Raw genomic sequence first — 23622 nt, 5'->3', positions numbered from 1 at the left:
GAGTAACCACGGCAGCCATGCGCGAACGCAGGCTTATCGGTGCTCAGGCAGCGATGATGAATCGCTGCTCACGAAGAGACACTGGAGGCCCGCGAGGCAGGGCATTGCGACGCGTGGCCGCGGGCGGAGCGCGCGCGCGCAGTCCGGCCCAGGCCCGTCGCAGGATGATGCTCCGGGGCCGCGGAAGGCTGGGCATGACCTGAAAGATCGCGGGAGCCAGCGTCAGAAGCGGGCACAGGAAGCACGGCGCGTCTGCGTCATGACCGGGCTTGTCGGATTTGTCGGCGGTTCCGGAACGCGCCGTGACATGCCCCATGCCGGGCATGCCGCAATCGGGCATGACGGCGGAGGCCGGGACGATCCTCTGCCCGATCAGGCGTTCGATCGTGGCCCGTGGCATCTCGCCCGGTCGGCCTGCTCCCATGACGACGAGCTGGCCGATCAGGGAGACCAGCGCCAGCATCACCCACCATTGGGAGGGTCGCGACAGATCCATCATGGCGCGCCGACAGGACATGGCTGCGTTGTCCTCCCACACTCCGTCATTGTCAAATCCGCGCGAGGGGCACATAGCTACCGGCCATGATACCGGAAGACAGCCCCCTCCGCGTTCACGGCACGGATGCGTCTCAGGCGCTCTCGCGAGACAATCCAAAGGACGGCCTTGGGTTTCTCGGGGCGGGAATCGTCGTGGCGCTTCTGGTGCATCTGACGCTTCTCTGGACGTTGACGGCTCATTCGAAGCGCCACCAGGTGCGCGATGTCGCTGTGGAGATGGTCTTTACCCCGCCAGCGAAACCCGCGCTTCAGCCGCCGCCGTCCGAGATCCCTCTGGAAGCGCCGTCAGAAATGACGACGGCCCCTCAGCCATTGCCAGCGGAACCGGAGGAACTCTCCCTACCGGTGCCGGAACACCTGCCCGTCGCCCGCCCTCCGGTCTCCGCGTCGTCCTCCCCGCATCGACCTGCCGCCCTGCCCGGCGCCACCGGAGCGGCGCCTCAGGACAGTGCCGCCCGTGGGAGACCGGGCGCCGGGACCGCTCCAGCGTCGCAGCCCCGGACGGCGTCTTCCATGCCCGCCGCGCCCGCATCTCAGGCGCCTGGTTGCAGAGCGATGACTCCGGCTTATCCCGCGAGCGCGCGCGTCATGCGGGAAACGGGAGCCGCTGTCGTGCTCCTGACGGTCGCGCCGGGCGGCGCGGTCACGGCGGTCCGACTGGAGCAGAGCAGCGGATATGACGATCTCGATGACGTCGCCGTCGCCGCGGCGCACGAGGCGCGCTGTACCAATGCAACCGGTGCCGCGAGTCAGCTCCGCCTGCCGGTGCACTTCCGGTTAGGTGCCGGAACCGCTGGATCTCCCTGAACGGGGACGCTGTCAGTCGAGCCGCTGATCGAGGATTTCGCGGGCCTGCGCCGCATCGACCGCGATCTGCGCTTTCAGAGCATCAAGACCGCTGAAACGGCGCTCTTCGCGCAGCATGACATGCAGGGCGACCTCGAGTTCCTGGCCATACAAATCACCGTCGAAATCGAAAATATGGACTTCGACGCGGCTTTCCGGCCCGTCATTGACCGTCGGGCGACGCCCCACATTGGCGACGCCTTGGCGCGTCCTGCCATCGGGCATAGCGACCGTTACGGCATAGACGCCGCGCGCGGGCTCGACATGGCGGCCAAGCGGCACATTGGCCGTCGGGAATCCCAGAAGCCGCCCCCGCTTGTCGCCGTGCGCCACCGTGCCGACGATCACCCAGGGGCGTCCCAGTTCGGCGCGGGCGCGCTCGGTATATCCATCCTGCAGGAGCCGACGGATACGACTCGATGAGAAAGGACCGCTCGTGTCGGACAACGGAGGCACCACCGTGAGGCCCACGTCATGACGTTCCAGCGCGCGTTCGAGGAAGGCGATTCCGCCCGTGCGCCGATGGCCGAAAGCGAAGTCAGGCCCACAGGCCACATGCTTCACGCCCAGACCGTCGATAAGAACCTCCTCGATGAAGGCCTCCGGGGTCAACAGCGAGAAAGCCTTGTCAAAGCCAAGCTGGAAGATGTGCCGAACGCCATGCTCCGTCAGATATCGGGCTTTCATGGGGGGCAATGTGAGGCGGATGGGCGGGTCCTGGGGACGGAAGAATTCGCGCGGATGAGGCTCGAATGTCATGGCTCCCAGCGGACAGTCCGGTCGCGCGGCGTGCAGCGCATGCAGCAGGTGGACATGGCCGCGATGAACGCCGTCGAAATTGCCGAGCGCGGCTGCCGTGCCGCGCGCGTTCGAGGGGATATCCCGCCAGTCCGTGTGGAGCATCACGCGCCTGTCAGGCCGAACAGGGACGAGACTTCATGCAGATCGGCGGCATGGGGCATGTCGGCGGCGGGTTGGGTTCCGTCCTGCGGGCGCACCAGCTGGCAGATCTGGTACCCGGCGTCACGCGCGGCCTCCAGCTCGGCTGCGATATCGGACAGAAAGAGAATTTCCCCTGCGATCACGCCAGCGCGTCCCGCGATCTCGGCATAACTTTCCGCGACCTTCTTGCTCCCGATATCGAGATCATAAAACGCCTCGAAGAGCGGTGTCATGTCGCCTTCCGTCGTGTAGCCGTAAAGCAGGCGCTGGGCGCTCGCGGAGCCGGAAGAATAGACCGCCAGCCGCAGTCCCGCATCGTGCCAGGCTTTCAGAACCGGCGCGACGTCGGGATAAAGCTTGGCGTGAAGCGTGCCGTCGCGAAAGCCGCCGTCCCATGCGAGGCCCTGAAGGGTCTTGAGCGGAGCAGCCTTGACATCTTTCGCCATCCATTCGCGCAAAACATCCAGAGGCGATGAGCCGGGAAATTCACGCTCGATATCCTCGAGGGCGACATTCACCTTCGGATCCTCTTCGCGTGTGTCCAGAAGGCCGGGAAGAGCCTCGGCCGCGTAAGGGAAAAGGACGTCATGAACGAAACTGACCGGAAGGGTCGTTCCCTCGATATCGAGAAGAGCCAGTCGGATGGCGGTCATAACGTCAGAACCTATGCGAGTTCGGTGGAAAATCGGGCGGCGATGTCATCACCGGTATAATCGGCGATCCAGCCCGTTTTATCGGTAAAAACACGCAGGGCGACGACGTCGGGGGAAAGCCCGGCATCGAACCAGTGTGGAATTCCGGCAGGCACGGATATGAGATCGCCCTGCGCGCACAGCACGGAATACACGTGATCCTTCACATGCAGCACAAACGCGCCCTGTCCATGCACGAAGAAACGGACTTCGTCTTCGCTGTGGACGTGCTCGCACAGGAACTTGTCGCGCAACGCCTGGAGATTGGGGGTCTGCGCGTTGATCCGCACGACATCGGCGGACCCGGCACCCGTCTCTCCCATCAAACCGTCAAGATAGGGACGATAGGCCTCAAGGACCGTTTCCGCGTCCGCATCCCGTGGCGGCACGACCGGGGCATTCCACCGTTCGAAACGCACGCCCAGGGGCCGGAGCGCTCCCGCGATCTGTGCCGCATCCGCAGTTTCGAGAACGGGCTGGTCGGGCGCGTCATCGCGATAGACGGTCAGGCGGCTCATAGCTTCGACCTTTCAAGCGTGCATGCGAGGAGAAACTCCAGCCCTTCCAGCCGGGCGAGAGCCGTCGCCATGTCCGCGCCCCAGACATACACCCCGTGTCCGCGGATCAGGTAACCGGCAGGCATGCGGCCAAGATGGGGCGCGACGACCGTCGCCAGTCGGGCGATGTCCTGATCGTTTTCAAAGAGCGGCACCTCGACCGTGGTGTCGTGCGTGACCTGACCCTCGAACACTTTCAGAACTTCATATCCGGAAAGAGGGATCGCGGCATCGCGCACGACCATCGACAGCACGGTCCCGGCCACCGAATGACCGTGGAGAACGGCTCCGATCGCCGGGTCCGCCGCATAAAGCTGCGTGTGCAGAAGCGTCTCCGCGCTGGAACGCTGGCCTTCGACCCGCGGACGGCCATCGATATCCACCTCGATCACGTCCGCCGACGTCAGGAAGCCCTTGTGGCCCCCCGAACGCGTGATCGCGATACGCCCGTCAGCCAGACGGCGGCTGATGTTTCCTGCGGTCGCGGGCACCCAGCCGCGTTGATCCATTCTCTGGCCCGCGCGCACGATCTCGCTGGCGGCATCGTCCCATGCCGCGTCCATCTCCGTCATGTCAGGACCGTCTTTAAGAACGCGGCGTGCCGGTCGGCGTGGTGTTCGGCGCTGTATAATTGGCCTGCTGATAGCCGGGAGACTGGATCTGGCCGTTCGGCGCGGACGTATTGCTGTGCTCCAGCGACTCGTCTTCCGCCATGTTCTTCTTGAACGATTTGATACCCTTGGCGAAATCGCCCATCAGCCCGCTGATCTTGCTGCCACCGCCGAAGAGGACCAGCACGACGGCAAGCACAACGAGCCAGTGAAGAGGACTCATGCTACCCATAATCAAACTCCTTCCGACGGGAACCGCTCGACGGGACCCGTAATCTTTATCTCACATGGCGCGGCCCGCGGGAACTTGCAAGCTCGCGATCGAATCAAGGGCTCCGGGAACGATGAAGCCATAAGCCGCATAGGAACGCGCGCCGAGATGGTGTATCGGCGCCCAGTACACTCTCACCAGCGACCAGTCATTGGCGGTTGAAACATCGACGACGGGTGCTGCGCGATCAATGCGTCCCGGTTCCCAGTTCGCGTGCTCGACCAGAATTTCCCTCGAACTGACCAGCTTGCGGACGATCGACACATGCCCGCTAGGCAAACGTCCCGAAGCCCGGAAAACCAGCACATCTCCCGTTTCAGGCTGGCTGGTGCGTCGATATCTGCCCGCCGCCTGCGGCCACCAGCTCGCCGCGCTGCCATGGAGTTGAAGGCCGGTTCTGGCCCGAGCATACGGAGCGCATTGCAGCCGACCGTTAAACGCCGAGCGACTGTATTCATAACGTGACGGCCCACCGCAGGCCACGAGAAGAAGGCCGATTCCCCCTCCCGCGACGCATCGGAGACCGATCGCCATGCGTACGGGCAACATCATAGCCCCCTGATCGCAATCACGCGCTCCTCCGCTTCTTCGAAATCCATGGACAACACGGTTTCAGCAACATCCCGGCTGAAACCGTGACGGGCGAAGATCCCGAGGGCCTTGCGCGTATCGTCTCCGGCCGCCGCGTCGTCCGGCGCCTCGTCACTCTCGCGTGGTGAGAAGGGGCCGAGCCGGCGTTTCCGCGCCATAACGAGTGCGGCGCCAAGTTCATGCCTGCGCCCGTCCTCATCGCCCGATGATCCGAGAACTTCATCCAGCGCCTCGGACAGAACGGGCGTTGCGACTCCGCGCTGGATCAACGTCGCCGCCACGGCCTGACGCGATCGGCCCGTTCGGGTCAGGCCCCGCGCCCTCGAGCGGGCGTAAGACCCGTCATCGACGATGCCGAGCCGGACGATATCCTGACAGACCTGTGCGATTTCCGCGCCGGAAGACGCAACGACGCGCTCGATGACGTCGCCTTCGACATGAGCCTTTTCGGCGCGACGCGCCCAGCGACGCATGTAGCGCACGAGCACCTGTTCCAGCCCCTGCTCCGTCGTCGCGAAGCGGGCCAGATGATTGAGAGCGAACTCTCGCAATGTCGTCACATCGGGCGCGACTGGCGCCGTCATTTCGCGCTTTTCTGCCATTACAACAGCAATCAAACACCTTTTCGTGGCGGAAGCATGACCATCGCCGGACACCAATGTCGCGCAGCCGGACCCAGTGTCCGAACCGCTCTTCCATCCTGACCCGCACCATAGGACCGAACAACCGGCGGGCCTCGAAATCCCCCGCTCGGTGGGCATGGCGTCACACCCGTCCTTGACATGCCGCCTCTTAGCCGCCCGGATGGCCGACAGGAAGAGAGTAGACGTGAAATCCCAAATCTTCTGTAAATTCCAAGCCTCTTGCCGAACACTTTCCCGTCTCAATGGAACCGAGCATGACCAATATAAGCCGCCTGGAAGAAACCCTTGCTTCCCTACCCATACGCTATCCCGGTCCGGGCGGTGCGGCAGCGGTGGTCAAGGACGGAGAGGTTCTAGCTCGACATGCCTGGGGCTTCGCCAATGCGGAAGCCGCGATTCCCTTCAAACCGTCCACCCTTTTCCGGATGTGCTCCATCACCAAGCAGTTCACCTGCGCCGTGCTGCTGGAGGCGCTCCGCGATCCAACGGTCCTGGATACAGCCGTGGCCGCGAAACTGCCGAACCTCGAGGAAAGAGCGCCCGGCATCCTTCATCTCGCTCACAACCAGTCCGGCCTGCGTGATTACTGGGCCGTGGCCATGCTTCATGGCAGCCCGGTGGAAGGTCACTTCGGAGACAGGGAAGCGGGGCGCGTCATACGCGGCACCAGAAGCCTGCAATTCGCGCCTGGCAGCGCCTATTCCTACGTCAACCAGAACTTCCGCCTCCTTTCCGACATCCTGCAGGATCACACGGGCCGAAGCTTCGCGGATCTGCTCCGACAGCACGTTTTCGAACCTTTCGATATGGAGCATGCTTTTCTCGCCGCGGACACGCGATCCATGCCCGATGGAACGACCGGCTATGAAGGTTCCGAAAGTTCAGGCTTCCGCGCGGCGGAAAACAACGTTCTCTGGACCGGCGATGCCGGCCTCGGCGCCAGCCTCGACGACATGATCGCATGGGAAAAAGCGATCGATCGCGACCGGCACAACCCGGATGGACTGTATAACCGGCTGAGCGCTCCCGTCGCATTTTCGAACGGATCGCCCGCGCGATATGGGTTCGGCCTCGCACGCACGACGCCCTTCGGCCTCGTCGCCACAGGGCATGGGGGCGCGTTGCGCGGTTGGCGCAGCAACCGGATACACATCGCTTCGGAGCGGCTATCCGTGATCGTCCTGTTCAATCATATGTCGAACACCCTGAATGCCGTTCACGATCTCGTGGCTGCGACGCTCGATCTTCCGATCGAAGTTCCGCCTCATCCGGGCAAAGTCGATAGCCGCCTGCCGGGACTCTATTTCGAACGAGAGACCGGACTGGCCCTGCAGGTCGACGCATCCGAAGGATCGATGCGCCTGCGTTACGCTTATGGCGCGGAATATCTCGACACCGTTTCCCCGACGCACGCTGGCACGGATGGCACCCGCATCGCTCTGGACGGCGATCGGCTCACGGTGACCCGCCCCCTCGAAAACCGCGTCACGACTTTGGTAAAACGCGAGAAAACCATCGGAAAACTCGACATCGCGGGGGAATATCTATGCGGTGAACTGGACGCCGCACTTCACATCGTGAACGCCGGCGGCACGCTTTATGCGACGTTCTCGGGCATGCTGGGAGCCGGTCGCATGGAACAGTTGCAACCGCTTTCCGATGATTTGTGGCAACTGCCGTGCCTGCGCGCTCTGGATCACGCGCCGCCGGGTCAATGGACCCTTGCTTTCACGCGTGGCGACCAGGGTGATATCCGCGGCGTTTCCGTAGGATGCTGGCTTGCACGCAATCTCTTTTATGAGCGCGCGCATCCATGATTTGACGGATTTACATGAAATTGAGCATCATGGCGTAGCGGAACGTCTTTGCGCCCCGCCCTGTCTCCTTACTGGGCGGACAGAGGCGGGGTGTCGTCGTTTCGTGCTTCGCAATTTCAAACCAGGCAAACCGTCTCCATGATTTCCGCTCTGATGCCAACGTTCAAACGTGCCGACCTCGCTTTCGAGCGGGGCGAAGGCGCTTGGCTTTACACGGCGGACGGGCGACGATTTCTTGATTTCGGAGCCGGGATCGCGGTGTCCGCCCTGGGGCATGGTCATCCCAGGCTGGTCGCGGCCATCGCTGAGCAGGCCGCACGCGTCATTCACGTCTCGAACCTCTATCATATTCCGCAAGCGGAAACGTTGGCGGAAAAGCTGGTCGCGCATTCCTTCGCCGACAGCGTCTTCTTCTGCAACTCCGGCGCGGAAGCCAATGAGGGCATGGTCAAGATGATGCGCCGCGATCAGGCGCGTCGGGGCCATTCGGAACGGACGCGCATCATCTGCTGTGACGGCGCCTTCCATGGCCGCACGATCGCCATGCTCGCGGCCACCGGCAATCCAGCCTATCTCGATGGTTTTGGAGAGCCCGCTCCAGGCTTCGACCATGTGCCGTTCAACAATCTGAACATGCTTCGTGCGGCGATCACACCGGAAACAGCCGGCGTCATGGTCGAGCTCATCCAGGGAGAAAGCGGAATCAAGCAGGCTGATGCCCATTTTATCCGGGGCCTGCGTCAGGTCTGCGATGAATTCGGTCTCCTGTTGGCTTTTGACGAGGTCCAGACAGGCATGGGACGCACGGGCAAGCTCTTTGCCCATGAATGGTATGACGTCAAACCCGATATCATTTCAGTCGCCAAGGGCATCGGCGGTGGTTTCCCGATGGGCGCCATCCTCGCTACTGAAGAAGTCGCGTCTCACATGACGCCGGGCTCGCACGGTTCGACATTTGGTGGAAACCCGCTGGCCTGCGCGGCCGGAAACGCCGTTATCGACGCTATTCTGGCCCCGGGCTTCCTGGAGCATGTGCAGACGACCGGAGCGGCATTCGGCGAGATGCTGTCGCTGCTGGCCAAAGACTGGCCGGAAATTTTCGAACTGGCCCGGGGGCGCGGCCTGATATGGGGATTGCGCTGCAAGCCACCCGTCGGAGAAGTGCTCAACGCCGCGCTGCACGAAGGGCTTCTCTGTGTCACCGCAGGCGACAACGTGTTGCGTCTGGTCCCACCCCTGAACGTCACGAACGAGGAATGTCGCGAGGCATGCCTGCGCCTTTCTCGCGCCGCTCAGAAATTGACGGACGCCATGAAAGGGGCTTCGGAATGACAATCATTTCGCGCGGCTCCCCAACGCTACTCCGTCATTTCCTCGATCTGCGCGATCTGGATGCCGCTACTTTAAGGGCCATTGTGGACGTGGCTTCCGCCGTGAAGCGGATGCAGCACGATCGCACGCGTCCTGTACATCCGGGTCGCCCCCTCGAAGGGCGGACTCTTGGACTGATCATGTCCAAGCCATCGACCCGCACGCGCCTGTCCTTCGAAATCGGGATGCGTCAACTCGGTGGGGATGTCGCCATTCTCTCCCCGACCGACATGCAACTTGGCCGGGGCGAAACGCTGGCCGACACGGCACGCGTGCTGTCACGCTTTCTGGATGCGCTGGTCGTCAGGACGGGTGAACGCTCCCGCCTGACGGAATTGGCGCACTGGGCGAGCATTCCGGTTATCAATGGTCTCACGCCCCACTCGCACCCGGTCCAGATTCTGGCTGACATTCTGACGTTCGAGGAACATCGGGGGGCGGTTCGCGATAGCCACTGGGCCTGGGTTGGAGACGGAAACAACGTCGCCAATTCGTTGATCGAAGGCGCGGCCCGTTTCGGCTTCTCCCTGTCGCTCGCCACCCCGCCATCCATGCAACCGGCCGCGGACGTCGTAGCCTGGGCAAGAGCGCAGGGAGCCAGAATTACGCTGACGTCGGACCCGGCCGACGCCGTCAGGAATGCGGATTGCATCGTGACGGACACCTGGACCAGCATGTCGGACGAAGAATCCCAGTCCCGTCTCGACACGCTCAAACCCTATCAGGTGAATGCCGCGCTCATGGCAAAAGCCACCCCAAAAGCCCTTTTCATGCACTGTCTTCCAGCCCACATAGGCGAAGAGGTCACAGAAGACGTCTTCGAAGGAACTTCATCCGTGGTGTTCGACGAGGCGGAGAACCGGCTCCACGCACAGAAGGGACTTCTGCTATGGGCGCTGGGTGGAGATAACTGGCAATCTGTCGCTCGGGAATCGTAGTTCCAGGTATCTGCCAAACACATTTCAGGTGGACAGCAAGTTCAATGAGTACCCCGGCATTTCTCGACACGCGACGACCTGACGTTCCTAATCTCGTCGTCCCGCGAGGCGTAACGCCGTTTTATCTGCGAGGATCCCCCGTGCGCGGGCGCCTCATTCGGCTGGGTCATCTGGCTGACCTGCTATTGTCCCGACGAGACGATCAGCCCGCAGTTCTGGCTCTGGGCGGCGAGGCTCTGGCACTGGTCGCCGGACTGAGTTCCGCTCTCAAATTTAAGGGGTCCTTTTCCCTCCAGATCAAGGGGGACGGTCCAATCGCCTCGCTTGTGACCGACTGCACGGATACGGGCGATCTCCGCTTGTATGTGCGCTCGGACAAAGACACACACATCCAATCCCCTGCCAAACTCCTTGGAGAGGGATATTTCGCGTTCACGATCGATCAGGGTGCGGAAACCGATCGTCATCAGGGCATCGTGTCCATTGAGGGGCAAACTCTCGCCGAAATGGCCATGCATTACTTTGATACCAGCGAGCAGCATCCCTGCTGGATCGAGCTGTTCTGCGACATGACAGATACCGGATGGCAAGCCGGAGGTCTGATCCTCGAGCGTATCGCCAGCGAAGGCGGCATTCGGGACGACAGCCATGATATCACGGAAGATACATGGCAGACGGCATGCATTCTCGCCGAGACAATGCGCCAGGACGAGATTTTTGATGAAACGCTCGACTCACGTCGACTGATTACGAGACTTTTCGGGACACTGGGCGTTGAGATGGATCAGCCGAGGGCATTGGCCTATGGCTGCCGTTGCAGCCGGGCACGACTGGCCAGTCTGCTCGCCACATTCCCGCCGGACGACATAGACCATATGAGTCAGGATGGCACCGTGACCATGACATGCGAGTTTTGCGATATCGATTTCCACTTCTCGCAAGCGGATATTAGTGGCGCCCATAGCCAAGACGTCTGAAAGGTGCCCGCGTCATGACTTCATCCGCCGTCGCTGCCATTCCGGCCGCTCAGTCCCCGTTGCTTGAAGGCATTACACAGGATGGATGCCCGATCCGAAATCTGTATGATCGGTGGGAGCCCGAACAGCGCCTTCAGCTTTCCCCGGAAGTTCAATGTCTTCTGCTGCGCGATTCTGACTCCGGTCGAGAAGCTGTTTGGTACCTCGACACCGCAGGATGCTATCTCGGCTCTCATATCGAAGTTACGCATAAATTCTCGGCGGACGCCATTCTCGCACCACTTGAACGCGACCTCATTCCGCTCACGCTGAGCAGCCTCGCGACCATGCCCACCGAGGGACCGGGCAACCTCCCGGCATTACCGCAATTCCTGGCCATCCAGCTCGCCATCGCCTGGATGGTGCGCCATCCTTCTGCGATCTCGCCCACCCAGGACAAGCAACATCTTACGGACGATCGCATTCACCTGACTCTGGCTACCCGATCAGGTGAAGGCCCCCTTCTCACCACATCTCCGTATTCTTCCCGTCCGCTGCTGGAACAGATCGTTTTTTCCATCGAAGGCCAGCGCGTCTACCGATTCTATGACGAAACGGTGAATTCCGCTTTCTATCTTGCCTGGGACGAGACGCAGCTCGACCAGACCCCGGCCTTATACTGCCCGACAGCGGAGCTCCTGATATCGGACCAACCCAATCCGACCCTGCTGCCAGCCCGCATTCTGGCGTGGTACATGAGCCATCCCGAACACATTGAGGACATCCATAATGCGTCGGTGCTTTCGGCTCAGGAATATGGATTGGGTTCTGCGTCACGCGTGTCCGAAATCCCCGAAGCACCCGGCCACCTGACGGAAAACACGTCCAAGTCCGAAGCTTGGCAATATCTGACGAACATGCCGGACAGCGACGTCGGCGCATTTTCTCCGACTCAGCCCGAGACACGATCCACGTCAGCGACAAATCCACACCGTCCGGGACTGCTGTCACGCCTGAAAGGCATGTTCAGGCGTCGTTGATTGCGGCATATATTGCCAGTTCACGGGAGACGAAGACGATGCATGCTCTTTCCAGGCGGTCGATACGCACAATGATCCTCGGTAGCGTGTTCACGCTGCCTTTGATGCTGGCGGGTTGTGCAGACGATGACACAACCCAGAATTTTCCGCCGCTCACCTATACGTATCTCTCCCAACTGCACCTCAACGTCAGCCGTATCGATATTGTCGACCACGCGCCTCCGGGAAGCGAAGCGGGAGATATTTCGGCCAAGGCCCCGACGACACCCGATCAGGCGTTGCAAGAAATGGCTCGAGACCGCCTGATTGCGAGCGGGAGCGACGGTACAGCGACCTTTACCATTACGCACGCCTCCATTCTGCATGAGCCGGGCGGCACGTTAAAAGGCGACATGAGCGTCCATGTGGAAGTCCAATCTCCAATCGGAGCAAAAGCCGGTTATGCTGAGGCCCATGTGAGCCGCTCCATGAGTCCCGGAGATCAGGACCCGGAATCTCGCCCCGTCCTCTATGCCCTGACATCCCAGATGATGCAGGACATGAATGTCGAACTTGAATTTCAGGTCAAAAAATCACTGAAAGACTGGCTGGTGGATGCCGGAGGCGCGCCTCTGGAAGGCGCGATCCAGCAGCAAAACCTTACTGGAGACACGCCGGCAGAAACACCGCCCGCGACCAGCGACACTGCGCCTGACGCACCATCGGCTCAATCTTCCGCCATTCCCGCATCCACCGCCACGGCAAAGAAAACACCCGCCGCTCCCGACGCTGTTTTTCCTACGGGTGACGACGACAGCGATACGCCCGCCACGGATTCACCGGAGGTCAAGGCTCGCTCGCCACAACCTGGCGTTCTCAAGCTGCCACAACCCTGAAGATGAGAGAACTGGCGATCAGGGAAGAAAACGATACATAACGCATCCCTGATAGCCGGAGCCTCCCGAAGAGACCGTGTTTTCGGACGCCACCGTATAAGCGCCGCCGCCGCCCGCGCCGAATTTGGTCGCCCCCATACCACCATCCGCTCCGGCACGACCGCCACCGCCCCAGGGGCCGTCGGCTCCATAGCCGGACAGAGAATACGCGTTGTTTTGGCCGTCCCCCCCCCAGCCGCCGGTCAGGTTCCAGATCGTTCCTCCAGAGGCTGCGCCGCCGCCGCCACCGGAAGACCCGCGACTTGAATAAAAACTTCCTGGCGCCCCGCCTGCAGCCTGCAGGAGAGTAACTCCTCCGTAGCTGACCAGGGTCGTTCCACCCGTTTCCTGTTGTCCTCCGGCGCTGCCGATCGTCACCTCCAGGGCATTGGAAGATGCCGGATCCACACTATACACACCCCACGCATCGCCTCCGGCGCCACCACCGGAACCGGAAAACGAACCTGTATCCGCCGAGGACGCGCTGGAAGTCGAGCCACCACCGCCACCACCGACAGCACGCAACTCGATCCGTGAGGCCCAGGCCGGAATAACGAGTGTGCCGCCATTCAACATGATGGAAGGCGGCGCAGCGACGGCCTTCAACAGTGTCATCGTCGCGAGTTCCGGTATGGTCGGCCAGAAGACCTGCCCCGCCTCTGCCGTCACACCCGCGAGACTGGTCACATTCGAGGGGACGACAAGCGTATAAAGCGGCACCACGATACCACCTGCGGGACCTGACGGCGGTGTCGTTGCCGCGATGAAATTCATCGTGCCCGTTCGGCGCGTCGGAAGAGCCTGCCCATCGTTCGACACTCCCGCCAATGTCTGGCTCGGCTGCGCGGAATTGTAAAATGGCAGAACATCAAAATCGATATCCGATTCCTGACACACAGCATAAATCGTGCAAACGATACCGCTGGTCGGAATAGTGACCGTCTGTACATTGCTGTTTAAATACTGAACGGAAAGCACCGTTTCATCAGCGGCAAGACCCGCACCGGCCCCTCCGATAGGATTGGCATCCAGAACACCTGGCGCCACAATCGAACCAACCCCGATAGAAATCTCTAAAGCTGTCGTCGACACACTGCAGGAAAGACCACACGCGGCGGTAGCATTCACACCGAACACCATCTCGGCGAAACGCCCCAATCCCTCTTTCGCGTAGCGTCCTGCTTTCAGAAAATCAGTATCCATCGGAATGGAGCCCGCATAAACGATCGCACGATCCATCAGCTTTCAACCCTTATCCATGCCATGACACCAAGCGCTTTGGTCCGCTCGACCGCTGCTGCAATTTCAACGGCTCCAGAGGCGTTCCCCGGGACCGTCTCCACAAAAAACTGTCCCCCGGCAGGATGACCATATCGAAGCGACGATGATCCCCAACCGTATCCGCCTCCGGCGATCGGAATATCAAGACCTCCAAGCGCCCGGCAGTCTCCGGCATTCATCGGCTCGACGATACGCGGCGCGGCACCCGTAATACTCGTCAGAACCCTTTCGACGGCCGTCCGCGTGTTACGGACATCGACCAGACTGCTCGCAATTCTCGCCCGATAACGGGAATCTGTTTCATTCTGACGTCGCAGCAAACCGGCATTCCCAAAATAATCTGCTGCGGCGATATCCAGAAAGGCCCCGTCCATGCTGCCGATGCGGCTTTGTTTCGCCACGCCTCCCAGCAATGCCCATGCCCAGGAAAAAACAGAACCAAAACCAAGTAAGACTGCCGCAAGGGCAGGGGCCTCTTCGATTTCCTCGTCCTGAGGAGGACTTGGAAACCATCCTGTGGGCAGCAACGATCTCAGACGTCCCGCAAAATCTTCTTTCGAACCCAGTACAGGAGAGAGATCGAGCAACGGCTTTCCATCCGTTGCCAATAACGTAACCGAGGCTACATCTTTCAGTTCACTCATCAGCCTCCCACCTGCGTTGCTTCAAAAAGCGGAATCCGATAGTCTTGGCCATTGATATTAATGTGTAAAAATCCTCCAGACGCCGTCGTTGGCACCGCCCCGGCAAGACCCGAAACAGGAGAAGTCATCTGAATTTCTCCTCCCAAACCTGGATAAAGACCCAGGTTCTGAGATCCTCCCAAACCACCTTGCACGTAAATTCCCGCCGCCTGCTGACCGCTACCGGCTTGCACCTGCAGAACATTTGTCGGATTTTCATTAATACCGACGGAAAAAACCGCATTTCCTGCCGCGTCCTCAATGGCAAGAACATCATCCAGAAACTGTATCCGAGAGCCCTTGGTAGATGTCTCTACTGTGGAATAAATCATCGCACCCGTAGACGCGCCTTGAACATTCTGGACTGTTTCCGGCGTCTGCCATTGGATGCCATGTCCCTTGCTCATTGAAATCGCGGTTCCGTAACCGCTATCCGATCCCTCTGTCCCGGTCAGCGACGAGGCACCAAATATGATACCAGTCTTAAACGCATTGGGATTGCTGACAAAAACGATTCCAGCTTCGGCGTCCGAGGTTCCCGACGTCTGCCCTCCACCCGCTCCAAGCTGAATAGCGTACGTCCCTCCGCCGCAATTCGGATGATACGGGGTCGACATACCTGAAGCCGGTCCGCCGAGATTGACGGCCTCTAATTCCATACAGAACGTCGGTTGATAATTTACACCCGCCAGACGCCACCCTTCACCGTAATAAGCATAGGCCGTCGTCGACGTCGGATTTTCTGTCGCATCCGCAACACCCCAGGCACCAATGCCAATTGAACTCGGCACGAAGCCCATCATGGAACCCGCAGACTGTGAGTCAGAAGTGCGCGAAGCACCCACAAATGCCGTGGTTCCAAATCTTGCGAGAGAGGCACTCTGCGCGGTCTGCATGGCCCAGGGTCCGATAGAGGTCTCGGCCATCAGTCCAGACAGCCAGTCCTGCGGCGTCACATCCCGAGACGACTGTGCCGGATAATCCACTGCGGCACCCACAAAAAGTCGGTCACCAAAACGACTGACTTTCGCGCCATCGTCAACATAGAATTCGCCCGTGGCTGGTGAAACAGCCGGAGCGCCGGCAAGTTGAGAGGCCGTGACATTCAGGGTCTGAATACCACTGCTATCAGCAACAACAAGAACTTCATCGCCCCGAACCGTACCGCGCTTCGGATAATTATTAAACGCAGGCATCATGATCCTCCGATAACTTGAATTGACACGGATCCCGGCAAAAGAATGCGATTTTTTTGCGAAGTAATGTCTGCCTGACTTCCGTTCAAAAGCACATTCGTCACGGCGAGAACCGTGACACCGGCGTTGACATATGCAAGATAGGCAAGGCGGCTATAGGCGTAGCCACCGCCGACGCCCACAGCTTCAATGTCAGCCATAACGGCTGCCGACAAAGCCGTTTGCACGAGCTGGGTATCCGAATTTACCGGCACCGTAATGGTCATGGAGACATTGAGCGTCATGACGCTCGGTCTCTGGACAGCAAAGGCGACCCCGCAGGCTCTCACCGCATCTACGGCGTCATAAACGGCACTCACAACGGCATCCGAGGCCGCTCCGGTTCCATCATCCACCACGACAGTAAAGTATCCGGCTCGCGAACTGCCGTCCGGGGATTGTCCATCCATCAGCGCGCAACTCAGGTTGCTCTGCACACCGGCCACTGCATTTTCCACCGCAGCAGGACACCCCGTCGCTTTCGCCGCCAACCATAACGGAAATCGATCACGAAGCGCCTCATCGGTTTCCATATCCGAGCCGTTCAACAGGGGGGCGGAATTCGTGACGGTATCGATACCGGCGACAGCCGTTCCCATCAGGCAGATGGCCCCGATCGCTACATTCCCCGATCCACCGGCGATAACGGCTTGAACAGGAACAGAGATTGACGCCACCCCGGCAGTCCGAACATATCCCCCCAATGTCGTAGACCAGTACGGAAGCGCACTATCCTCGATGACAGTAAATGTTATGCCAGAAACTGTGCGGACGGTGACACCGGCAGGGATAACGGCCGACTGTCCCTGAGACGAAAAACAGGTCATTGTCACCATGCCGGTCGCAGGCGTTCCGGATAGTCTCATCATTCCGAAATCGTTTACGAAGCTATCGCAATCTGTTCCCTGAGATGTCGCAAGGCGCGTACGCGATAAAACTTGCAGGGCCAGATACTGAAACCAGAGCCCTACACCGCTGACGCTTTCCATCAACGCCCGCCCGGGCGTCCCCACATCCATATTTAATAATTGAGCACAGGATGCCTGCGCCGTTGCGACCGCTGTCGCAACGGTCGTCGCGAAAGATCGAAAAGTAAGAGACATATCCGCACCCAACAAAAAGGGCGCCGAAAAGCGCCCTGCCGTTCTCCAATATTCCCGCTGTCAGCCCTGAGAATTGCGTCTTGCGCACCCAGGCCGCTTCCCCTTAGTTGAGGACGCTGAGCAATTGCGTCTGTTGAGTCTGAGCATCGACATACGTTATAACGCAGCGCACGCCCCCATCAGAGAATTGCTCGACACTGACCGACACCGGTTGAGTCTGATCGACACCCGCCTCCAGTGCCATTTGAGCCCTCACAATGCTCTCGATAAGGGACGTCGAAGTCGGATCTCCGATCATCGCGGGAAGCCCCGCACCATAATCAAGTTGCCAGATATAAGCGCCAGGATTGGTACAAAGACGTCGCAATATTTTTTGACGAACACAGTCTGCGCCCGAAATTACAGAAAGACCCGTGCCCGCCGCCAGTGTAAGGTCCGCCCCCATGACATGCGCGATCGCATTCATCCCAGCGGTCCTCCCGTCACTTGGTTGCCCAGGGGATGTCGATGCGAATTCAGCGAATGGAGATCGGTCATGATATCTCCCCCCTCCAACTTGAGACCGGCGGAAGATAAACTTGCCGTCGTGCCGTCAACAGAAATGACCACCTCCCCGTCATTTATGCTCAGCCTCGCATCTCCAGCCCCGAGAAAAACTCCGGTAGGTGTCACATGGCACCACCCGGCAACGCCATTGGAAGCTCCGACAGGATCATCGTTGCCCTGAGGGGGCGCTCCACACCCTGTCACGATCAACAACTCTCCGGGCTGGGCCACCAGACCTGTCGCCGGCGACACGACAGGCATGACAACGGCATCGTAAACGACACTTGTAACAACCAGATGCTCCCCGTCCCCTTCAATCGGTTGAAGAACGACATGTGTTCCAGGAACAGTCGGGCAGGAAATTCGAAGATCTCCAACTTGTGTCAAGACAGCATCCGGAATCCAGCCAGTCTCGATATTCTCCGGCTGCAATAAGACCTTGACGGCATGATTCGCCGGATCAACAGCCGAAACAATACCATGAACTGTGTGAGCGATTCTATTGGTTGTGGTGACCGCAGCGAAATGGTTATCCATCAAGCCAACCTCTCAGAAAAAACAATATCCTGAATAAATCCTTCTGTCGGTGAGACTTGGGAAACCACACGATCGATGCCCATAATGTCTGGCCAAGCCGTAACGGCGTTCTCCGGTAGCTTCATGAAACTCCGAGGTCGAATATCCGGACACCCGGGAAGACGCAAATGTACGTGCCTCTGCTGCGCCACGATCCTCATATATTTTCCACGCGCCATAACCTGCAGATCATCCAGTCTTCGGCCAGGCACACGAAAACTATGAATCAACCCTTTTGCAGGACGCTCTGAAGAGAATGTGTGTCCATCAAAAAACGTCTCGGTACGGCTTCTCTGGCGACTATCCCAGGACGCAAAATGCACAACGACACCGTCCGGAGCTGCAAGATCCCGATACAACAAGGTCGTCAATGCTCCCGTGCTGTTTTCATGTATGATCGCATTCTGGTCATCTGAAGAAAGAATGGGCCGGGCGACAATCGTCTTTCCGGACGCGAAAAGGTCACAATTAGCCTCACGCGCCAGAAAAAAAGCGATATCAAACGCCGTCTGAAAGCGATGCTGTGCCAGAGCGCTCCCACGTTTGTGTTCAACCTGCCAGAATTGCCCTGTCATTCCTGTCGCAGGACTATCAGTGCTCCCAAGGTCAATATCGGAAGACAGACCTGACGTCGCTACAACACGTTCGATCAACTCCGAAGCGCGGCAATTAAGCCATGCATCCTGTACACGTGCGTCCAATAGCAATGATAAATAATCGCGACACTCTATCGTTACACGATAGTTATCACGAGACCAGATAACATAGTCTGCAATGCCATGGAAAATAGTTTGCCATGATGCCCCTTTTGTATTCCGCCTCAAAAGCTGTAACTGGACGTCCGGGCGCGTCGAAACCATAGAATCAAACCAGGGGCGAACACCCTGAAGAGCCAGCCGATCTACCGCGAGATGCATTTCGGCCGTATCACACTCCGCATAACGGCTTGTTGACACCTTGAAGGCCATAACCGGCGTCCCAAGTGGAACCTCCCCGTCGACCAGCAGCCTTATGTCCCACGCTCGCGCGTTGCTCATGCGACCAACTCCGGCAGACCTGCCGTTAAAGTCGCACTCTGTGACGGCAATGCAACCGAAATTGGGGACGTCAGACGACTCAGATCAGGATCGGAGATACCGTTTAACTGGGAGATCCGCCACCATTGAGTTGCATCACCCAAGTACCGCGCGGCTACGTGAAAAAGAGAAATATCCGCCGCTGTGACCTGGATTATCATTGTCACGACCCTCGCATTTCACCACTTTTACCATATATGAAGTTAGTTTTACTTTAGACGGTAGCATTCGCAGCGGTAGGAACTATGCCCCCCGCAATCGACACATTCGCAGATGCACGATTGAGCAGCCCCCCCGTGTCAGCCGCCGTACTGGCTAGTCCGGCATTGACTGTGAGAGCCGAGAGGGAATTGCTATTCATGAGAGCAATTCCCTCCAGATTGGCGCCACTTTCGCTCAAAACAGAAGTAAGACCCGCACCAGCCTGTCGAAATCCGGAGAGCATTGAGGCAACGGATTCTGGAGAAGTCGCCAAGTCCACTCCTGTCTGGGAGATACCATTCACGACTCCCAAAGCATCGGAAACCTTGGCAACGGCCCCACCTGCGCCGACCATTGTAGCCAGCGGCGTAACTTGACCACCCACCGTCCCGATCTGCCCCGCCAGAACATACGTCGCACTGGATACGCCTCCGACAAAGGACGTTAACGTTGAAAGCGCATTTCCCACATCATTTGACCAGCCGTTCTCCTGAGACGCGGTATTCGATACCTGTTCCGCGGCACGCTCAAGTTCGAGCCAATAACGGCACAAAGCGCCCTTCGCTTCGTACGCGTATTGGAATTGCACGATCCATACTTGGCACGATAACCCCGCGGCCGAAAAGGCGACAGCTGCGCCTGCCATGCGCATGCGCTCAAGTATCCTGGCGCGCATCTGCGCTTCTGGCCCGACAAACCTCCCCCGCAGCATCAGTCTCGACGGATCATTACCAAGCGTGTCGATAACCCGACCACCACCAAGGAGGCGATGCACAACCAGCTCCTGTCGCCCTCCCACGATAAGTTCATCGGGAACTTCCAGCCCGGTCAGAACCATGTTGCCAATCAAGACAGGTGCCGCAGCAGATGCCCGTCCTATCGCACCGACTACAGACTCAATTTCTGTTATTCCAACGCCCATGCGACAAAGTCTCGTATCTCAAGCATAAAATGCGTTATTAAAATCCAACACTCGTTCCGGCATATTGTGGGTGTGCCAGCTCATCGAACATCGCGGAGCGACTCCTCGCTGCAAGATATCCGCTACCGGGCACAATATCCACGACGCCTCTGTTGATTGTCGCAGACATAGAAAGATGATTTGAAAACGAACCGTCGATATGGACGCCCGCATCATCGACCGATCGCCCAACTCCGCCACCCCTTCGTTTGTTAACCTCTGACATCGGCGCACGATATGGAGGCACCCACCGGATACCGTCGGTCTGCCGACCAAAACTGGTTTTAGGCACAGAAACAAGTCCCAGTGATGATCGATTATTCGTAAATGGCGCTTTTTTGGCACCGCTTTCCATCGGATAAAGAGTCTGACCGACCATCACCTTGGAGCGATGCAATATTGCCCTGACAGTCGGCGACATAAACTGGCCGGAATAAGGACGAATATTATTACTTCGAGATCGATCCAAGAAATACATTACTCTCGACATTTTCGCATTCGAGCCAGCACCCAGGCCAAACTTCTTAGCTCCCAGGGACTTGAACGAAAAATGTTTTGATTTCGTGCCAGACAATAATTGTTTTCGTTCAAAATTCACATGTCGCAAAACAAATTTATCACGAATACCGCGCAATAAGGACACCAAATGTACGGCATTCGCAGACTCGGATTCAGCAGATTTCTGCGGAATATCCATAGCCTTCCGACGCGGCACCACATTCATAAGGCGCGATACACTCAGAATCCGTCCCACGGCAACTTTAGCTGCTCGTGGGACGCGAACAGGAATCAACCTATTCGGAACGATATCGCATGAAATCCCAGTCAAAAATGGCCCCATCCTGTTCGGCAATTGCCACACATGCAGCCATTCGGCGCGCTCGCGACCATTGCTTCATTACATCCCACGGCACCCCATTTCGAAGAAGATAGAGCATTTCTCCAAAAACGGGGTGCCGACTCAGTTTTTTGCTGAAGCTTCGATCTCCGACTGAGCGATCTCCCCTTCGAACAAAGGACACAATACTGACACCCCGTCATTACCAATACGGCGGGCAAGATCCTTGACCTCCAACTTCGTGGCAGGCATCTGTACTGGAACGCCGTCTATCGCTGTGACCGAGCAAACCATCTGCGCATAACCCAGCCATGTAGCGGCCGAAGCCCCGTTCATGGCCGAGCCAGCAGCTTCGATTAAATCCAACATGTCGGCGGGATCGACCTCACGAAGCGTTAACTTCCGCCCCCCAGAGGTCTTTATCTCATGAGGAAGCATGGTCATGAAATTTTCACTCGCGTAGATGCAAAAAAGTGAACGGATTGATGGATCATGCCCTCAGCTTGCCAACGATCCGTTTCCAACGTCATGGAAACATTCAGATATTCCCAGGTTGTCATGCTTCCGTCCGGCTCGGTGATATACTGATAAATCGTACCACTCCCGATGACGCCTGCATTCCAGAAAGATGATTCAATCGCCGCCACCAGCTCGTCGAGATTGGCATTGGCGCGCGCAATCGTAAATGTTCCGCTCCACCCATTCGGCGTATTAAAGACGACGGGCATTCCGTTAAGAGGATCGGCCCTCTGCGTGCGCGTCTGCTGGATTGCCTGAAACCCGGTAACATCTCTCAGGTCAATCCGAGAGCCATTCCACAAAAACGTCACGCGGCAGTCACGACCGATACTATATGGTTTGGTCATGCTTAAACATTCCCCCCAGAGTTGGAGACAGTTACAGACGTTCCGCCCTGTAGATTGACGATAAACTTCTCATTAATGCCCTGATATTGGACCTGAACATCAGCCTGGACATAACCCAACGCAATCCGGGCCGCGCTGTTATTGCTCGCGTCACAAACAACCGCATAAGGCAGCGTATTATTGGTGATTCCAAGAATTCCCTGCGAAACAAGTGAAGACAAAAATCCAAGAAGCGTGGCACGAATATCCCCGAACAACGTGTCGTTGATAACGCTCCCCACATAAGCGCCCATGCCTCCCGCCAGAGACGAGGCCAGGTAGTTCGTCATCCGTGTATAATTATCGCCACAAATTGCGGCATTACTGGAGCTATTATGCCCACAGCGAACAGCCCAATATGAACCACCCGGCGCGGGGTTACAGATCACATCGATCCCCGCCTCGAACAACATCGCCAGTTCAGCGACAGAATAAGTTGTTCCCACTCCGGACATGCCCGCTTTCTGGCTACCGACCACGCCAGAGAGCGCCTTGTTCAAACTCGATCTCTGCGGTGATAGAGCCGCCAGGATTCCCGCAGAAAATGCCTGAGGACTGACAAGCATCAGCCCATTCGTATCGTCATTCCACCATATCCAGTCACCAAACATGAGTTTGACAGCATAGGAATCCAGCCCCGCTGATGCCTTGTTCGCCACGGCATTGGCCAGCGTATCTCCCTGCGGTCCACTCACAACCATATAAGCCCCTTCACCAAGGCCAAACGCAGCCTGAATGGTGAAACAACTCGAGTCAGTAATACCATGCAGTATAACGAGTGAGCATCCCTGCCCACGCAGAGCATACATGCCGGTCCGGCTCACACCATCCACACCAATAAATGCGGAGGTCGGAGGAATCCCACCATCGCTGCCCCCAGAGAGGGTAACTCCACCCGCGCTGAACGTCGGCGCCTCCGAAGGAATCTCCAACACGACCAGAGCTGCGGAATCGGCCGCGACCGCCTGTGCAAGCGCGGGCCAGTCTGCACCCATGTAATTCGAGACGCCGAGTACCGGATGAGACACGACCAGAGAGTATCCCCGGCTCGCAACAGCCAATGTTGCCACAATGTCGTTACCAGCCGATCCCGTACAAGCCGCCGTAAGCGTTACGCCACTGAGCGCCCCTGCGGCCGCCTTATCCGTTCCATCGGTGACGCGCACGACCCGAAATAGATTCGCCCCCTGAAGCTGAGCGATATTAACGGCAAGCCCGGCATCCGTCGTGTTGCCCCGTTTCGCACCAAAACTCGACATATAGTCGCCCATGCCGCCGACAGGCGTGGGTACATTTGTCGGCCCCCATGACGCGGTTCCAACAACTCCAAGAATACCCGTCGATGCGCCAGACAGCGTTAAAGATTGCGGCTGAGCAATCTGCACATAAAGGTCTGGAACCGTCAGCGCAGACGTGTTCAACGTTCCAGCCTGATAAATACGCGACATTAAATTTCCCTTCGAACTGCG

At 58.6% G+C, this 23622-nt stretch carries 28 protein-coding genes; 7 read left to right on the top strand and 21 right to left on the bottom strand.

What is annotated here, in order from left to right:
- Positions 1-43 precede the first annotated feature (43 nt).
- On the bottom strand, positions 44-517 hold the full coding sequence (locus PWM43_RS09225; protein WP_289842199.1) for a DUF2946 domain-containing protein: 474 nt from the start codon (positions 515-517) through the stop codon (positions 44-46).
- A gap of 65 nt (positions 518-582) precedes the next feature.
- Here PWM43_RS09225 and PWM43_RS09220 point away from each other — a divergent pair, with 65 nt between their 5' ends.
- Entirely contained in the window at positions 583-1365 is a 783-nt protein-coding gene (locus tag PWM43_RS09220; RefSeq protein ID WP_289842198.1) for a TonB family protein, read from the top strand.
- A 12-nt stretch (positions 1366-1377) separates the two neighbouring features.
- Here PWM43_RS09220 and PWM43_RS09215 read toward each other — a convergent pair whose 3' ends face one another.
- From PWM43_RS09215 to PWM43_RS09185, 7 genes are read right to left on the bottom strand one after another with little or no spacing between them, the layout of a single operon-like run.
- Positions 1378-2307 carry a bifunctional riboflavin kinase/FAD synthetase gene (locus PWM43_RS09215; protein ID WP_289842279.1) on the bottom strand — a complete coding sequence of 310 codons (930 nt, stop codon included), beginning with the start codon at positions 2305-2307 and terminating at the stop codon, positions 1378-1380.
- The gene (mtnC, locus tag PWM43_RS09210; RefSeq protein ID WP_289842197.1) at positions 2307-2999 is read right to left on the bottom strand and encodes an acireductone synthase; all 693 of its coding nucleotides are present in this window, start codon (positions 2997-2999) and stop codon (positions 2307-2309) included. Before mtnC ends, PWM43_RS09215 begins: the two co-directional genes overlap by 1 nt.
- A gap of 11 nt (positions 3000-3010) precedes the next feature.
- On the bottom strand, positions 3011-3556 hold the full coding sequence (locus tag PWM43_RS09205; protein WP_289842196.1) for a 1,2-dihydroxy-3-keto-5-methylthiopentene dioxygenase: 546 nt from the start codon (positions 3554-3556) through the stop codon (positions 3011-3013).
- Positions 3553-4167 (bottom strand): methylthioribulose 1-phosphate dehydratase, encoded by a 615-nt coding sequence (locus PWM43_RS09200; RefSeq protein ID WP_289842195.1) that lies wholly within the window; start codon positions 4165-4167, stop codon positions 3553-3555. The genes PWM43_RS09205 and PWM43_RS09200 overlap by 4 nt, the downstream gene beginning before the upstream one ends.
- A 13-nt stretch (positions 4168-4180) precedes the next feature.
- On the bottom strand, positions 4181-4438 hold the full coding sequence (gene tatA, locus PWM43_RS09195; RefSeq protein WP_289842194.1) for a twin-arginine translocase TatA/TatE family subunit: 258 nt from the start codon (positions 4436-4438) through the stop codon (positions 4181-4183).
- A 51-nt stretch (positions 4439-4489) separates the two neighbouring features.
- Positions 4490-5011, bottom strand: a complete 522-nt coding sequence (locus PWM43_RS09190) for a CHAP domain-containing protein (RefSeq protein WP_289842193.1) — start codon at positions 5009-5011, stop codon at positions 4490-4492.
- Positions 5012-5025: 14 nt separating this feature from the next.
- Positions 5026-5670, bottom strand: a complete 645-nt coding sequence (locus PWM43_RS09185) for a regulatory protein RecX (protein WP_289842192.1) — start codon at positions 5668-5670, stop codon at positions 5026-5028.
- 296 nt (positions 5671-5966) lie between these two features.
- On the opposite strand from PWM43_RS09185, the gene PWM43_RS09180 reads away from it, so the two are divergent.
- The 6 genes from PWM43_RS09180 to PWM43_RS09155 all read left to right on the top strand — a co-directional run bounded on the left by PWM43_RS09180 (position 5967) and on the right by PWM43_RS09155 (position 12709).
- Positions 5967-7529 carry a D-aminopeptidase gene (locus PWM43_RS09180; RefSeq protein ID WP_289842191.1) on the top strand — a complete coding sequence of 521 codons (1563 nt, stop codon included), beginning with the start codon at positions 5967-5969 and terminating at the stop codon, positions 7527-7529.
- 138 nt (positions 7530-7667) lie between these two features.
- Positions 7668-8861, top strand: a complete 1194-nt coding sequence (locus PWM43_RS09175; protein ID WP_289842190.1) for an aspartate aminotransferase family protein — start codon at positions 7668-7670, stop codon at positions 8859-8861.
- Entirely contained in the window at positions 8858-9838 is a 981-nt protein-coding gene (gene argF / locus PWM43_RS09170) for an ornithine carbamoyltransferase (protein WP_289842189.1), read from the top strand. Before PWM43_RS09175 ends, argF begins: the two co-directional genes overlap by 4 nt.
- 44 nt (positions 9839-9882) lie before the next feature.
- Positions 9883-10815, top strand: coding sequence for an Hsp33 family molecular chaperone HslO (gene hslO, locus PWM43_RS09165; RefSeq protein WP_289842188.1), 933 nt, complete (start codon positions 9883-9885; stop codon positions 10813-10815).
- Between the two features lie 14 nt (positions 10816-10829).
- The gene (locus PWM43_RS09160; protein WP_289842187.1) at positions 10830-11834 is read left to right on the top strand and encodes a hypothetical protein; all 1005 of its coding nucleotides are present in this window, start codon (positions 10830-10832) and stop codon (positions 11832-11834) included.
- 38 nt (positions 11835-11872) lie between these two features.
- Positions 11873-12709 (top strand): dihydrolipoyllysine-residue succinyltransferase component of 2-oxoglutarate dehydrogenase complex, encoded by an 837-nt coding sequence (locus PWM43_RS09155; RefSeq protein ID WP_289842186.1) that lies wholly within the window; start codon positions 11873-11875, stop codon positions 12707-12709.
- A gap of 18 nt (positions 12710-12727) precedes the next feature.
- Here the strand turns inward: PWM43_RS09155 and PWM43_RS09150 are convergent, their stop codons facing one another.
- The 13 genes from PWM43_RS09150 to PWM43_RS09090 all read right to left on the bottom strand — a co-directional run bounded on the left by PWM43_RS09150 (position 12728) and on the right by PWM43_RS09090 (position 23601).
- Positions 12728-13987, bottom strand: a complete 1260-nt coding sequence (locus PWM43_RS09150) for a glycine-rich domain-containing protein (RefSeq protein WP_289842185.1) — start codon at positions 13985-13987, stop codon at positions 12728-12730.
- The gene (locus PWM43_RS09145; protein WP_289842184.1) at positions 13987-14673 is read right to left on the bottom strand and encodes a hypothetical protein; all 687 of its coding nucleotides are present in this window, start codon (positions 14671-14673) and stop codon (positions 13987-13989) included. Before PWM43_RS09145 ends, PWM43_RS09150 begins: the two co-directional genes overlap by 1 nt.
- Complete coding sequence (locus PWM43_RS09140; RefSeq protein WP_289842183.1) at positions 14673-15911, bottom strand: hypothetical protein; 1239 nt, start codon at positions 15909-15911, stop codon at positions 14673-14675. The genes PWM43_RS09145 and PWM43_RS09140 overlap by 1 nt, the downstream gene beginning before the upstream one ends.
- Positions 15908-17050, bottom strand: coding sequence for a baseplate J/gp47 family protein (locus PWM43_RS09135; protein ID WP_289842182.1), 1143 nt, complete (start codon positions 17048-17050; stop codon positions 15908-15910). Before PWM43_RS09135 ends, PWM43_RS09140 begins: the two co-directional genes overlap by 4 nt.
- A 103-nt stretch (positions 17051-17153) precedes the next feature.
- The gene (locus tag PWM43_RS09130; RefSeq protein WP_289842181.1) at positions 17154-17516 is read right to left on the bottom strand and encodes a GPW/gp25 family protein; all 363 of its coding nucleotides are present in this window, start codon (positions 17514-17516) and stop codon (positions 17154-17156) included.
- Positions 17513-18133: a baseplate assembly protein gene (locus PWM43_RS09125; RefSeq protein ID WP_289842180.1), complete on the bottom strand. Its 621-nt coding sequence runs from the start codon at positions 18131-18133 to the stop codon at positions 17513-17515. Before PWM43_RS09125 ends, PWM43_RS09130 begins: the two co-directional genes overlap by 4 nt.
- Complete coding sequence (locus PWM43_RS09120) at positions 18133-19209, bottom strand: hypothetical protein (protein ID WP_289842179.1); 1077 nt, start codon at positions 19207-19209, stop codon at positions 18133-18135. Before PWM43_RS09120 ends, PWM43_RS09125 begins: the two co-directional genes overlap by 1 nt.
- Positions 19206-19409, bottom strand: a complete 204-nt coding sequence (locus PWM43_RS15425) for a hypothetical protein (RefSeq protein WP_394356058.1) — start codon at positions 19407-19409, stop codon at positions 19206-19208. The genes PWM43_RS09120 and PWM43_RS15425 overlap by 4 nt, the downstream gene beginning before the upstream one ends.
- Positions 19410-19462: 53 nt before the next feature.
- Positions 19463-20287, bottom strand: coding sequence for a hypothetical protein (locus PWM43_RS09110; protein ID WP_289842177.1), 825 nt, complete (start codon positions 20285-20287; stop codon positions 19463-19465).
- A gap of 121 nt (positions 20288-20408) precedes the next feature.
- Positions 20409-21107 carry a hypothetical protein gene (locus tag PWM43_RS09105; RefSeq protein ID WP_289842176.1) on the bottom strand — a complete coding sequence of 233 codons (699 nt, stop codon included), beginning with the start codon at positions 21105-21107 and terminating at the stop codon, positions 20409-20411.
- A gap of 264 nt (positions 21108-21371) precedes the next feature.
- The gene (locus tag PWM43_RS09100; protein WP_289842175.1) at positions 21372-21692 is read right to left on the bottom strand and encodes a hypothetical protein; all 321 of its coding nucleotides are present in this window, start codon (positions 21690-21692) and stop codon (positions 21372-21374) included.
- Entirely contained in the window at positions 21689-22114 is a 426-nt protein-coding gene (locus tag PWM43_RS09095) for a hypothetical protein (protein ID WP_289842174.1), read from the bottom strand. The genes PWM43_RS09100 and PWM43_RS09095 overlap by 4 nt, the downstream gene beginning before the upstream one ends.
- 2 nt (positions 22115-22116) lie before the next feature.
- Complete coding sequence (locus tag PWM43_RS09090) at positions 22117-23601, bottom strand: phage tail sheath protein (protein ID WP_289842173.1); 1485 nt, start codon at positions 23599-23601, stop codon at positions 22117-22119.
- Between the last annotated feature and the right edge of the window lie 21 nt (positions 23602-23622).

Source organism: Brytella acorum, from assembly GCF_029309905.1.
In the GTDB taxonomy this organism is placed as follows: domain Bacteria; phylum Pseudomonadota; class Alphaproteobacteria; order Acetobacterales; family Acetobacteraceae; genus Brytella; species Brytella acorum.
This window is presented reverse-complemented; position numbering and strand designations above follow the sequence as displayed.